We start from the raw sequence: 12,424 nt of genomic DNA, 5'->3' as shown, positions 1-12,424 counted from the left end.
TTAAGCTTTCTTTCTAATTCAACTATTCGCTCCTGTTCAGGCGTTAGTTTTAAATTACCTTTTCCTGGAAAACTATTGGATCCGTATTCTTGATAATCTTTGCGCCATTTGTATAATAAGGAGGCTTTTATTCCAAGTTCCCTTGCTAATTCTGAAATGTTACTTCTTTCATAACTCAATTCTACCGCTCGTAATTTAAATGAAGCATCGTAATGATTTTTTATTCCTTTCATAATTGTAAGATAAGTATTATATACCTTTTCTTACTCTGGAAATTTCGTTAGGATATCCAACTTTTTTGATTCAACATTAATTCCAGAGTTATCATATCTATTAAACGATGAATCATATTCAGTCAGAGCATTATTTGATGCAGGAATTGAATCTACTACTGTCGCCATTGAATCAACAACTGCGGAATCAACTATAGCTACAGCCGAATCTGTTGGGAAATCTTCATAATTAGAAGATGTATTATTTTCAAATAATTTCTTACCGTTATAACATTCTTTAAACATCACTCCAATGAAAGATGTAAAAAGAATTAAAGTTACAATTTTTAAAAATTTAGCAATTGGGTTTGATTCATTAATTTCATTAGAATCTAATTTGACTTCATTAGAATCTGATTGTGATACAAAATGATTAACTATTAAATTAATTTTTTTACTCCTTCTCTTGAATTCTCCGTTTGTAAAACATGCATTATCAACTAAAAAATCATTTACAAATTCATTATCTTCAATACTTAGTGGTAGATTATTAAAGAGTACTTCATTAATAGCAGTTACAAGGTAATCTTTAGTGAAATTGTTAAACTTAGATGAATATTGAGTTAATGATTTAACATCATTTTTTGACATAAAATCCTCACATTCTGTTTTTATTAAATTTAAATCGTTAATTAGATTATCTAAATTATCACTTTCTATTTTATCTAATTCATCAGACATTAAATTTATAATATAGATAATCGCTAATCTATCATATTTGTTTTCTACAGGGCAAAAGTTCTCTTCCATAAATAATTTTAAACAAATAATACTAATAAGTTAATTATTTTTAATGTAGTTTATAATGTTTTTATGAACTTCCTTTATAACCTCATAATACATTGTATTTCTTTTATATTCTTCAAGAGAAATATTTGTTAATTTATAATTATTAAAATTTTTATGAGATTCTTTTAAATCTTCATATCTACTTCTTCCCCAAGCCTCAATACAATGTTGTCTATAAACTTCAAATTGCATATCATTTAACATTCTTGTTGTGAAATTGAAATCATTTTTAATAATACTATATTTTTTAAACAAAGAATCTTTATAAATTTCAATAGCTTTATTTTTATTAAAATTCATACAATCATAATTTTGCGCTGATAGATTCATACAAGCAAGTATTGTTAATAGTGATAATAATTTTTTTTTCATATTTTTTATAGATTAGACTTATTTAAATTAATGGTTTGTGTACAAAGTATCACTACTTACTAATTGTATATTCGTAATACTCATCTAAATCTCCTTTATTATAAAATCTAACAAATGTGAAATTTTCATCAATCACAAAATCACCATATGAAGATTCGATTAAAAACAATCCATTTGTAAAACTTACATTTTTAATATCTCTAAACATTTCATCACCTTTCGAATTTTTATAATACAACATATCATTTGTCAGCATAACATATGAATCATTAATTATCTTTTCAGATCTTATGATTTCACCTTTCATATTATAAATACCAATAAAAATTACATTAAATTTTTTATTTAAATAATCAGAAAAATTTGATTGTTTAGTATTATTTTTTCTCAATCTATTAATTTCTTCAATACCTTGATTATAATAACTTTTTATATAATTTAAAGTAAAATTCACGTCTTTTTCTGTTGACAAATCTAAATGACTTGAAGTTTTTAAATAGTTTAATGCTATATTTATTTTTTCCATTAATATTCTTTTCTCAGGATTTGATAAGTTATTATCATTGTTTATTGATTGGAAAATTTGTTCAACACTCGTTTTAACTAAATTGAAACCTTTTATCAATCTTGTATTATCAACTACATCTAAATCATCATAAGAGTAAGGATTACTGTAAGGAGTAACCTGAGCATTTACACTTATAATAAAAAGTATTGAAATAATTAATAAAGCTCTTCTCATAGTTTTCAATTTGTAATTAGCAAACTTATAATTAGTTAATTAATATAAATTACGGTTTCCCATAATTGGATTAAATATTTTTTATACCTGATAAATAAAATACAAATATATTAAAATGCAGTAATTTAAGGTTACAAAATGTAGTGTTTTTTGATTCATTTTCGTGTAAATGGAAAGTGACTTAAAAAATATTAACTCAACTATTCCCAAACTAATTGGCGAAGAGATAAAAAAGTTCAGAAAATTAAAGAAACTTACTCAAACGGAATTAGCTTTAATGGTTGGAAAAGATAGACAATACCTCTATAAAATAGAGAAAGGAGTTGTTAAGCCAAATATTGTCACTATTTCTATAATAGCCTTTGCTTTAGATTTAGAATTATCTGAATTATTTGAAAATATTAAGAGAAATAATATTTAATAAAAAAATCCCAACTATAACAGTTAGGATTTCATATTCTATGCAGCTTCTAAATAAGGGTAAGTAATTTCGTCATCTGCACACCAACATTCTTTACTTAATTTTGGTGCTAAACCATACGTATATTCGGATATATAGCTATACATCAAATCTTGAAATTCATCAATATATTCTTCAGTTGTAACAACAGAATCATGAATAGTAAATATAGGAGCATGAGGATATTTTTTAGCAATTTTCTTTGTAACATTATCAATAATACAATCAGATTCTATATGTTGTAAAAGTTTTGGGAATTTTTTATAACTATCTTTTCTGCCTGAATAATTTTTTAAGAAAACAAAAAAATCACAAATTTTGGGAAACCTACTTTTAAACGCCTTATAGTGTTCATCTTTCTTTTTAGCAGGTGTATACAGTAATCTTAGAGTAAGTGCCTTAGAAGCCTCTCTAATTGACTCAAAATCCTTTGTTATCTTTGTATTTTTATTTTCTATATAAACTTTAATTTTATACTTACCATTATTTCCTTTTTGAAGGTTATAAATCCCTATAACTTCATTATAAAAAACACCTTCTGTTGTCCATTTTTTTAGCGTTTCGAACTCTTCTTGAAACCCTTTGTCAGAAAGGAATGTAGAAGATATTGTCGAGATTATACCATTATTATTATTTCCATATACTTTATTTATATTTCTTTCTATATTCCTATTATTATTTATTAATCCTTCTATTAATGCTGTTATGAAAAATGGTTGTGAATTTTTTATGTCCAAGCTATATAATGTTTCTCCTTTATATTTTACAAATTGTCTTAATTTTTTAGACAAATTCGTCAAGTTAGTATGAAATCTATTATCAGAATTTTTATTTCGCGACATTCTAAAGTTTTGATGTGTTAATTCCCCAGCACTCCTATGATAACTTTGAATTCTTAAGTATTTTCTTCTTTTAACTGAATCATCATCATTTTTATTATACATTTTTTCTTTTTTTGTCAATATGGATGGCAATAATTGCAAATATTTTTTTTCGTCAAATTGCAAATCATCATTAAACCATTTTGTCAAATGCTCAACATCTTTATCTTTATAACCTTGTAAAAAACAATCATTTTTTGGTTGTTTAATACTTCTTTTAATTTCAAGATTTTTAATATCAAAAGTCCTATAGCCTAACGAATAAATCTTTTTATGTTCAAATTTATATTTTGTGCATCGTTGCTGAGTTGTTGAGTAATTCTCCTTATCTAATACTCCTATTCGCAAAAGAAAATCCAAATACTTTTTATAATCACTTTTATAACTCTTTAATTCAGCAGATGGAAAAGGAATATAATCATCTATTAAATTTCTATATTTTTTAGAAAAAATTTTATACTCCATTCTACTAATGATATATAACAACTCATCCCATTTTAAATTTTCAGGAAATATGTTTTTATAGCTAATAACATAATCATATATCATTTTAGAAATAACCATTTTCCAACCATGTTTAGGAGAATATCTCCCATTAATTTTTTTTATTTTTTTCATATTTGTGTTTTTTAAACATAGCAATCCCCCTACACAATAGGAAACCTATGTCTATTCTTGTTTTACTTTAAAAAGTGTAGGTAAAAAAATAGCTATTAAGAAATAACAGCTTTGATTTGAGAAAAAAAATCCTCAAAAATAATATAGAATAACTGAGTAAGTAATTACTATATTCAAGTAACTAAAGCACCTCTATGAATAATACATTTATAAAAGAAAATAAATTGAATCTATAATCAATTTAAATACAAGCAATTGGATATACCCATCTATGCTTCAACACAATTTTTATTTTCTTTTATTTCTGTGTGTATTATTGGTTTTTAGTTAATTAAATTGGTTAATAATATTATTTATATCTTCTGTTTTATAATAATTTCTACCTCCCAATTTAAAAAATTTTAAATACTCCTTTTCATTCCAAGAATATAACGTTTTTCGAGTAACTTTAAAAACATCACGCACTTCTTCCATTGATAATAATACATTTTCTTTCATAGTTTACTTACTATAGTTGTACTATAGCGAATTTATTGTTCATTAATTTATTAAATTATTAGTTCCTTCTTAAAAAGAAGACTAACTTGATTAGTTGTTAAATAAAGGTTCTTTATAAATAACAAAATGATACATTGTAAAAAAAATTATTATTACATTATATCACATATTGTTTATTAAAACTAAAGACCTTAATATTTTAGCTTTATCTCTTAACTACTATCAAATAATAAATTAATAGTTTTTCTTTTAATTTGCTCCATATAAATCATTTTCTACTAAAGAAACAAATACTATGCAGGAATTGAAGGGATCTATTTAGGGATTTAAGGGATTTATTTAGGATAATTAAAATCTACTGATTTAAATCCAATTCTTTTTAAGTTATCTATAAATACATTCATTTTTTTAAATGGATAATTCTTAGTATTATTCTGGTTATTACATCCTTTATAAAGTTTTTGCAATTCATTACAATCAGTCCAGTTAAAATTAAATTTCTCATTCAAATTTTGAAATCCCTTTGATTTTGTAAAATTGAACTTAATTATATCCTCCTCATTATAAAACGACAGAATTTGAAAGAAATACAAATATTTAAATAAATCAGGTTTTAATAAATCTTTGTTTGATAAATCAATAAATTGAATACCTAATTCTTCATATTTGTTTCCTGTTAAACAATTAATGATAATGTCAATTTCTTCATTATTAAAATACCCACGTAAATGATTTAATAATTTATAATTATCTTGTTTAAATGAATTTAATTCTTTTAATAAATTTTTAGTAGTCTCATTTCTTTTTAGATTATTACCATTCTGGATATCTTCTAAGATCTTAAGTTTTAAATAAGAAATCTCTTCATAAACATTTGAATTATAAGGAAAAATCAAAAAGCTCAAGCGATTAAAAAGCCCTACCCAATAATTAAATGATTTTTCTATATTAATTTTAAAGTTTATTCTATTATCAAGATATATTACCTCTCCAAAGTATTGAAATTTTTTCTTTGAAATAGCGTCACTTAAATCCTTAATAATTTCCTTTTTTTTAAATTCATATAAATCATCAGTAAAATCTTCAAAAAACTCATTACTATTTTGCAATTCTGCATAAAAGTTATTTAATAAATCTCTAACAATAAGTGCTTTATTGACTTTTATATAAAAAAGTGATGTTATAAATCCTACAGGAAAAACAGATTTTATGTAAGTTGATATATCAATGTAATTTTTTAATAAAATTTTAAAAGAATCTGTATTTTGAAAAGATATAAACACATTTTCTTCAATTCCTAAAAAATTATTCAAATTATTATTTTCTATTAATTCTTTAATAGATATTTCGTAATAGGTCAGATAATCATTAATAAAAGTTCTATTATTTTTAAAGGCTTCAAAATCGAAATTGCTAAAAATTGCAGGCTTATCTATAACTATTTTCTCTAATAGATTTTTATAATTATTTAAATTAGCTTTAAAATTAATTTCTTTTGGTCTTTTTATTCCAAAGGGTATTTTCTTTAAATTTGAATTATTAGTTTGTAGATAACAAAAACAAATAAAATCTATAATTAATATTTTTGGATTAATATCTTTATACATATTTAACATATTATAAATTAAAGATAATTATACTACACTTTAAATACAAAAAAATCAATTCAGGGGAGTTATTAGGGGAGTTTATTAAATAAAAAAACCTCAAACACTTAATAATAAGATGATTGAGGTTTATATCTGTGGTCCCACTTGGGCTCGAACCAAGGACTTGCTGATTATGAGTCAGCTACTCTAACCAGCTGAGTTATAGGACCTGAATTTATAGCTTAAAATTACTCCTCATAGCTGAGGTTTATCGCTTAATTCGAGTGCAATATTAAAGCTTATTTTTTAATTATCAAAATTATTTTACATCTTCACAAAGCTCTACCAATACACCATTCGTAGATTTTGGGTGTAAAAAAACCACACGTTTATTATCTGCTCCTAATTTTGGTGTTTCATTAATAAAAATAAACCCCTCATTCTTAAGACGTTCAATTTCTTTCTCTATACTTTCTACACCAAAAGCAATATGATGTATACCTTCTCTATTTTTTTCTAAATATTTTTCAATTGCACTATCATTTTTTTCAGAACCAACCAACTCAATCTTTGAATCTCCTACTTCAAAAAATGATGTTTTAACTCCTTCAGAATCTACAGACTCTTCTTTATAAGGCGATTTACCCAATAATTTAGTAAACAAATCATTCGAAATACCCAAATCCTTTACAGCAATACCTAAATGTTCTATTTTCATCACTTGTTGTTTTGGTAAAGATAGAGTTTTCTGCATTTTTTATTCAAAATTTCAAGAGTTTGTTGTAATATTGAAGTATGAGTTTTTATGAAGATGGGAGTAGATATCTCCACAAAGGTCAGTATAGAAAAGCGATCGATTATTTTACATTATCGATTAAGCGACAAATAGAGGTAGCAAATTCATATTTTGGACGTGGATTGAGCCAATATTATATGAAACAAAATACAGATGCAATCAAAGATTTTGATAAAGCAATTGATTTGGATCCTAAAAACCCAAATTTCTATTTCTATAGAGGAATGGCAAATTTTAATCAATATAATCCAACAAAAGCAGCAGAAAATTTTGACAAAGTCATCGAGATTGATCCTGAAAGTTTTGTAGCATATCATCAAAAAGGATATGTTTTAATGAACTTGAACAAGTATGATGATGCAATTGCTAATTTCAATAAAGCGTTAGAGATTAATCCTGATTACGAATCGTGTTACCATAATCGTGCATTTTGTTATGATCAACTAAAAGAATTTGATAAAGCGATAGCTGATTATACAAAGGTTATTGAAGTGAAACCTCATTTCTTATCATACTATAATAGAGCAAATACATATTTTGTGATTGGCAATCTAGAAAAGGCTTTAGAAGATTTCAATCAATCGATTGAACTTAATCCGAACCATTTCTTATCGTATTACAACAGAGGTGCTATTCTTGAAAAATTAGAAAAACAACCTGAAGCTATTGAAGAATATAAGAAAGCTTTGCAACTAAATCCTGAATTTCATCTGGCAGCGGAGCGCTTAGCATTTTTTAATCAACAAATCCAGAATTAATATAAAAAGCCGTTTCTAAAAGCGGCTTTCATTATAAAAAAACATACCTTTCTTTAATTCAATTACTTAAAAGGAATTTTCTTAACATAAATCAATTTTATTCTTACAAATCTGCCCTTAATTTGTAAAACAAAGAGATGAATTATGCAAGTTAATATAGCCGTATTTGGAAAAAATAAAGAAATTGTTGATACACTAGAACGTGTGATTAATAAAAACGAAATGTGGAAAGCATTTTGCAGCAGCACAGAAAGAGAGTTACAATCGGTTTTAGAATCTAAACCAATTCAGATTTTACTGTATAGCAGTGGAATTGGAAAAAGAGAGTTAGATAATCTTGAAAAATGGATGAATGTTAATTATCCTGAAATCCACGAAATTCATCACTTTGGTGGAGGAAGCGGATTATTATATTGCGAAATAAATAGTACATTATCTGGTATTAATTCTATCAATAAATTAGAATTAAACGCCATAGAATAAAATAGGTTTTTACATAGGTTGGTTAGTTAAATCCTTTCTTGAATTTAGTATTCGGAAGGGATTTTTTTATTACATTGATTTTATAATCCAATAATCTCTTGAAATACCAACATCATTACGACTAATTTCAATTTCGTCACAAAAATCTAAAAATGATTCATCTAATGTTTTATCTATTTTCGGAGTAGAACCTATTATTTTAGTAAGAACAGGGTTTGTTTCATTCTCAACTAATTTTCCTTTAAAATTTAGAATAGAATTATCTTTGCATCCCGCAAAACTACTCGGAACAAATACCAAAACCTCATCAATATCAATCACTAAAAAAGTTTTAGACTTTTTAATTAACTGAACCGATTTTTGTTGTTCTTCTGGCGTTCCCATTTCCAAACTTTCCAAAAAAAGTTCAACATTATCAAAAATATCTTCTTTATCTAGTACAAATTCCATCCTATTATTTTTTGCAAAAATAAAGAAATTAATCCTCTTTTAATAAAGCTTCTACCGTTAAATATTCATTATAATTTTGTACAAAATCATGTCTAAAATCGATATCTTCTAATCTCATTTTAACTGTTTTTTTATCAACATCTATAAAATCTAAAATGGTTTGTACATTATACGTTTCAAGATGATCAAAAGTCGGATAAAGTGTTAATTGCTTTAAAAGCAATGCAGAAATAAAGCAATTTATACCATTAAAATTAACACCAATATCTGCAAAGTTTTTATAAAAAGCGATCAAATTCGTTTTAAGCTGTAGATTATAATTAAAACTTTTTAACTTGAAATTCTTCAGAACCAAACGATTTGAAGTATTCAAAACAATTTCTTCTGTAATTTGTAGATTTTTACTCAAAATTTCCAATACAAATTTATCTTCTTCTATCTGATACAAAAGATTAAGGTAACGTTTCGCTTCTTCAAAATGAAATAATTCGAGATTGACCAAAGCTGAAAGAAACAAAAAGCGTTTATTTTCTGGAAAAACAATTTCCAATTCTTGCAAATACTTTGACGCCTCCTCAAATTTAAGTTTCTGAATATAATATTCGGCAATGTAAAAATTAGCAGCAAACAAATAATCGTCTTCTTTTTTTGCTTCTAAAAGATATAAAATTGATTCTTCGTTAAAATTTAAATTGCGTTGTACAACACCTTTCAGAAACAACGCTTTTTTATCACGCGGAAATTCATGCAAAATTTGATTAAGTAAATCTTGCGCTTTGATTAATTGCTGAATAGGATTATGAATAAACGAAAAATTTTTCCAAATTGGATATTGATTTTCATCTACTTGATCATCTAAAATTAGAAAAAATATGTCATTAAATAATCTATTATAATCCACAGTATTGGTTTTAGTAATGCTAAAATTAAGGTTTTTTGAGCAGTTTTGTTTTATTCAACAAAAAAATCATCAATTTCTTGATGATTTCTTCTATTTTTAAAACTGCTGTCTTTTTATTTTACCACTTTCCGTTCGAGGAAATTTTTCGATAAAAATTATTTCTTTCGGAACTTGATATTTGGATAAATCCGCGGAAGAAAAATCCAAGCTCCTCTCCTCTCCTTCTACAACTAAAATTAATTTCTGACCTAATAATTCATCTGTTTTTGAGGTAATATAAAAATCAGATGTGATGAAAGGTTTCAGCTTATTTTCTATTTGTTCGGGAAAAAGTTTGATTCCTCCCGAGTTTATCACATTGTCAGCTCGTCCAATCCAATTAAATTTTCGCTCATCAAGTAATTCTACTATATCGTTTGTTACAACTTGTAAATCATCGTAAGGTGTATCAATCACCAAACAACCTCGGTCGTCTCGTGAAATTTTCACCTCATCAAACGCTTCAAAAACTTGTTCTGCATTAGGAAATTTTTGATTTGCAACTTGCTTAAAAGCAATATGCGTAATTGTTTCGGTCATCGCATACGTTTCGTAAACTTCGTTCTCAAAAGCAAACAATTCTTGTTTTACTTTCTCCGAAAGTGGCGCCCCTCCAATGATTAACTTTTGACACTTCGAAACAAAATTTAACGAATTTTCGACTTGCATAGGTGTTAACGCAACAAAATCAATCGAAGTAAAGTCTTGTGAAATTCCACGATTAATTTCATCCAGAGAAATATGAGAAGTTGGTTGCATACAAATCAATTTCAAACCAATTTCTACTGCACGAACCAACATCAATTTTCCAGCAATATAAGTAACAGGCATCACCAATAAAGCCGAATTCCCTTTCTTTAATTGCAAATATTTTCCCGTCATATTAGCACTTTTACGCATATTTTCTTTGGTCAAAATAATCTCTTTCGGAGTTCCAGTAGAACCCGAAGTATGCGCAATCATAATTTCAGAATCAGAAAACCATTCAACTAAAAAATCTTTTACAGATTCTTCAAACTCATTGATAGTTTGAATAGAATTAACATCAAAATTAGGTTGAGAAAAATCTAAATACAACATCTTATTTATGATAACTTACACCTGCATTAATCTCAACATCCAACACATTATTTGCGGGCGGAATCGGGCAATTGTAATGTTTACTATATGCGCAATACGGATTATATGCTTGATTAAAATCCAGAATAATTTCACTTCCTATATTTTTTGTACTCAGATCTAAATAACGACCGCCTCCGTAAGATGTCACGCCATTTGTTTCGTCCATAAAAGGTAAAAACAAGCTATCAGCATATTTTTCCATAATTGGATAAGATTGATAAATCGTCAAGGTTTGCTCAACATTATCTAACCTAAATGTCACCGTTCCGTATTCTTTGTAATTTTTGATTTTATTAGCAGAAGTAGGAAATGGAATAACACGTCCATTTTCTATTGCAGTAAACTTTGCTTTAACCGTATATTTAGAATCAATGGAGAAAAATGTAATTCCTTTAAAATTTGTGCGTTCTTCATCAACTAAAGGAGTTGTTTTAGGATTCGTATATTCTTCTGCTAATTTCGTTTGATAAAGCTGAATATCTGCTTTTTTAACCAATTGCTTTGAAGTATTACAACCTACCAAAATAACTAAAAAAGTAAGCGCTAAAAATAATCTATTTATCATTGTTTATTTCTGTATAAAAATTCACCTTTTAATTCTAATCTACTCGGGAAATTGTTTGTGAACAAACCTCCTGTTCCCAATCCTTGTGGCATTTCTGGATAAAGAATTGCCGTCCATTGTGCAATAGCGTTTAACCCGATGTTACTTTCTAATGCAGAAGTTATCCAAAACGGAATTTCGTATGTATCTGCCGCATTTATCCATTCTAAAGAACCTCTAATCCCACCAACCAAACTTGGTTTTAGAATAATATATTGTGGTTTAATCTTTTCTAATAATTTGAATTTATCTTCTTGATGAACAATTCCGATTAACTCTTCATCCAGCGCAATTGGTGTTGGTGTTGAAGCGCATAATTCGGTCATTAAATCTACTTGTCCTGCTTTGATAGGTTGCTCTATCGAATGTATTTTTAATTCAGCCAATTGTTCCAAGACAACTTTCGCTTCTTCAAACGTAAAACCTCCGTTTGCATCCACTCTTAATTCTAATTGATCTGCAGAAAAATCTTGTCTTAATTGCTGAATAATTTTGTACTCATTTTCCCAATCAACACCAATTTTCAGCTTGATACATTTGAAACCAATCGCTAACTTTTCTTTGATTTGCTCGCGCATAAAATCGATTGACCCCATCCAGATCAATCCATTTGTTTGAATACCTTCATCTCCTTTAGAAAAAGAGGATTCATACAAATCTGGATTCAGTTTATCTGTGTAATTGTCATTGTAGCGATTCGCTGATAAACTCTGAAAAGCTTGCTCTACACCAAACTGAATAGAAGGCCATTCACGTAATTCACTCCACAATTTATCAACACCTAATTCAATATTGTCACAAACCCAATGCAGTTTTTCTTCATAATCAGAACGATCATCAAAACTCAGTCCTTTAAACAATCCACATTCACCCACATATTCTTTCCCATCTTCTTCAATTGCAAAAAGATACGTTAATTTATCTGTTAATACACCACGTGAAGTACCACTTGGCTTTTTAAAAATTAAATTATATGATTCAAAACTCGCTTTCATACTTCAAATTTAGGTAAATATGATTATCTTGGAAAGTAGTTTTAGAAGAAATTAA

Annotated in this window: 16 protein-coding genes and 1 tRNA gene; 3 read left to right on the top strand and 14 right to left on the bottom strand. The window is 26.7% G+C overall.

Annotation, left to right across the window (positions count from 1 at the left end):
* The 4 genes from QHG34_RS12995 to QHG34_RS12980 form a co-directional block, all read right to left on the bottom strand.
* On the bottom strand, positions 1-233 hold a 233-nt coding region (locus QHG34_RS12995; RefSeq protein ID WP_282630641.1), incomplete at its 3' end, for a transposase.
* 30 nt (positions 234-263) lie between these two features.
* A complete protein-coding gene (locus QHG34_RS12990) occupies positions 264-1,022 on the bottom strand; it encodes a hypothetical protein (protein WP_282630640.1) in 759 nt (252 codons plus the stop codon).
* A 30-nt stretch (positions 1,023-1,052) separates the two neighbouring features.
* The gene (locus QHG34_RS12985) at positions 1,053-1,433 is read right to left on the bottom strand and encodes a lysozyme inhibitor LprI family protein (protein WP_282630638.1); all 381 of its coding nucleotides are present in this window, start codon (positions 1,431-1,433) and stop codon (positions 1,053-1,055) included.
* 52 nt (positions 1,434-1,485) lie between these two features.
* The gene (locus tag QHG34_RS12980; protein ID WP_282630637.1) at positions 1,486-2,175 is read right to left on the bottom strand and encodes a hypothetical protein; all 690 of its coding nucleotides are present in this window, start codon (positions 2,173-2,175) and stop codon (positions 1,486-1,488) included.
* Positions 2,176-2,344: 169 nt separating this feature from the next.
* Here QHG34_RS12980 and QHG34_RS12975 point away from each other — a divergent pair, with 169 nt between their 5' ends.
* Positions 2,345-2,596, top strand: coding sequence for a helix-turn-helix domain-containing protein (locus tag QHG34_RS12975; protein WP_282630636.1), 252 nt, complete (start codon positions 2,345-2,347; stop codon positions 2,594-2,596).
* 38 nt (positions 2,597-2,634) lie between these two features.
* Here the strand turns inward: QHG34_RS12975 and QHG34_RS12970 are convergent, their stop codons facing one another.
* From QHG34_RS12970 to mce, 5 genes are all read right to left on the bottom strand, one after another.
* Positions 2,635-4,134 carry a hypothetical protein gene (locus tag QHG34_RS12970; protein ID WP_282630635.1) on the bottom strand — a complete coding sequence of 500 codons (1,500 nt, stop codon included), beginning with the start codon at positions 4,132-4,134 and terminating at the stop codon, positions 2,635-2,637.
* A gap of 327 nt (positions 4,135-4,461) precedes the next feature.
* Complete coding sequence (locus tag QHG34_RS12965; RefSeq protein ID WP_282630634.1) at positions 4,462-4,632, bottom strand: helix-turn-helix domain-containing protein; 171 nt, start codon at positions 4,630-4,632, stop codon at positions 4,462-4,464.
* Between the two features lie 335 nt (positions 4,633-4,967).
* Complete coding sequence (locus QHG34_RS12960) at positions 4,968-6,239, bottom strand: hypothetical protein (RefSeq protein ID WP_282630633.1); 1,272 nt, start codon at positions 6,237-6,239, stop codon at positions 4,968-4,970.
* Between the two features lie 138 nt (positions 6,240-6,377).
* Positions 6,378-6,451: transfer RNA gene (locus QHG34_RS12955), tRNA-Ile, on the bottom strand.
* 89 nt (positions 6,452-6,540) lie between these two features.
* Positions 6,541-6,939: a methylmalonyl-CoA epimerase gene (gene mce / locus QHG34_RS12950; RefSeq protein WP_282630645.1), complete on the bottom strand. Its 399-nt coding sequence runs from the start codon at positions 6,937-6,939 to the stop codon at positions 6,541-6,543.
* Between the two features lie 77 nt (positions 6,940-7,016).
* Between mce and QHG34_RS12945 the strand changes: the two genes are divergently transcribed.
* Both QHG34_RS12945 and QHG34_RS12940 read left to right on the top strand, forming a co-directional pair.
* Positions 7,017-7,775 (top strand): tetratricopeptide repeat protein, encoded by a 759-nt coding sequence (locus QHG34_RS12945; RefSeq protein ID WP_282630632.1) that lies wholly within the window; start codon positions 7,017-7,019, stop codon positions 7,773-7,775.
* A gap of 144 nt (positions 7,776-7,919) precedes the next feature.
* Positions 7,920-8,258, top strand: coding sequence for a hypothetical protein (locus QHG34_RS12940; RefSeq protein ID WP_282630631.1), 339 nt, complete (start codon positions 7,920-7,922; stop codon positions 8,256-8,258).
* Between the two features lie 69 nt (positions 8,259-8,327).
* Here QHG34_RS12940 and QHG34_RS12935 read toward each other — a convergent pair whose 3' ends face one another.
* From QHG34_RS12935 to QHG34_RS12915, 5 genes are all read right to left on the bottom strand, one after another.
* Positions 8,328-8,708, bottom strand: a complete 381-nt coding sequence (locus tag QHG34_RS12935) for a hypothetical protein (protein WP_282630630.1) — start codon at positions 8,706-8,708, stop codon at positions 8,328-8,330.
* A gap of 28 nt (positions 8,709-8,736) precedes the next feature.
* Positions 8,737-9,609, bottom strand: coding sequence for a tetratricopeptide repeat protein (locus tag QHG34_RS12930; RefSeq protein ID WP_282630629.1), 873 nt, complete (start codon positions 9,607-9,609; stop codon positions 8,737-8,739).
* A 96-nt stretch (positions 9,610-9,705) separates the two neighbouring features.
* Positions 9,706-10,728: an AMP-binding protein gene (locus tag QHG34_RS12925; RefSeq protein WP_282630628.1), complete on the bottom strand. Its 1,023-nt coding sequence runs from the start codon at positions 10,726-10,728 to the stop codon at positions 9,706-9,708.
* A gap of 1 nt (position 10,729) precedes the next feature.
* Positions 10,730-11,335 carry a DUF1684 domain-containing protein gene (locus tag QHG34_RS12920; protein WP_282630627.1) on the bottom strand — a complete coding sequence of 202 codons (606 nt, stop codon included), beginning with the start codon at positions 11,333-11,335 and terminating at the stop codon, positions 10,730-10,732.
* Positions 11,332-12,369, bottom strand: coding sequence for an o-succinylbenzoate synthase (locus QHG34_RS12915; protein WP_282630626.1), 1,038 nt, complete (start codon positions 12,367-12,369; stop codon positions 11,332-11,334). Before QHG34_RS12915 ends, QHG34_RS12920 begins: the two co-directional genes overlap by 4 nt.
* Positions 12,370-12,424 lie beyond the last annotated feature (55 nt).

It is taken from the genome of Empedobacter sedimenti (assembly GCF_030005555.1).
GTDB lineage: Bacteria > Bacteroidota > Bacteroidia > Flavobacteriales > Weeksellaceae > Empedobacter > Empedobacter sedimenti.
This window is presented reverse-complemented; position numbering and strand designations above follow the sequence as displayed.

Coding starts and splice junctions, on each gene's coding strand:
- QHG34_RS12985 (WP_282630638.1), bottom strand. CDS start 1,433: ATGAAAAAAAAATTATTATCACTATTAACAATACTTGCTTGTATGAAT.
- QHG34_RS12940 (WP_282630631.1), top strand. CDS start 7,920: ATGCAAGTTAATATAGCCGTATTTGGAAAAAATAAAGAAATTGTTGAT.
- QHG34_RS12965 (WP_282630634.1), bottom strand. CDS start 4,632: ATGAAAGAAAATGTATTATTATCAATGGAAGAAGTGCGTGATGTTTTT.
- QHG34_RS12980 (WP_282630637.1), bottom strand. CDS start 2,175: ATGAGAAGAGCTTTATTAATTATTTCAATACTTTTTATTATAAGTGTA.
- QHG34_RS12920 (WP_282630627.1), bottom strand. CDS start 11,335: ATGATAAATAGATTATTTTTAGCGCTTACTTTTTTAGTTATTTTGGTA.
- QHG34_RS12990 (WP_282630640.1), bottom strand. CDS start 1,022: ATGGAAGAGAACTTTTGCCCTGTAGAAAACAAATATGATAGATTAGCG.
- QHG34_RS12935 (WP_282630630.1), bottom strand. CDS start 8,708: ATGGAATTTGTACTAGATAAAGAAGATATTTTTGATAATGTTGAACTT.
- QHG34_RS12925 (WP_282630628.1), bottom strand. CDS start 10,728: ATGTTGTATTTAGATTTTTCTCAACCTAATTTTGATGTTAATTCTATT.
- QHG34_RS12960 (WP_282630633.1), bottom strand. CDS start 6,239: ATGTATAAAGATATTAATCCAAAAATATTAATTATAGATTTTATTTGT.
- mce (WP_282630645.1), bottom strand. CDS start 6,939: ATGAAAATAGAACATTTAGGTATTGCTGTAAAGGATTTGGGTATTTCG.
- QHG34_RS12945 (WP_282630632.1), top strand. CDS start 7,017: ATGAGTTTTTATGAAGATGGGAGTAGATATCTCCACAAAGGTCAGTAT.
- QHG34_RS12975 (WP_282630636.1), top strand. CDS start 2,345: ATGGAAAGTGACTTAAAAAATATTAACTCAACTATTCCCAAACTAATT.
- QHG34_RS12970 (WP_282630635.1), bottom strand. CDS start 4,134: ATGAAAAAAATAAAAAAAATTAATGGGAGATATTCTCCTAAACATGGT.
- QHG34_RS12915 (WP_282630626.1), bottom strand. CDS start 12,369: ATGAAAGCGAGTTTTGAATCATATAATTTAATTTTTAAAAAGCCAAGT.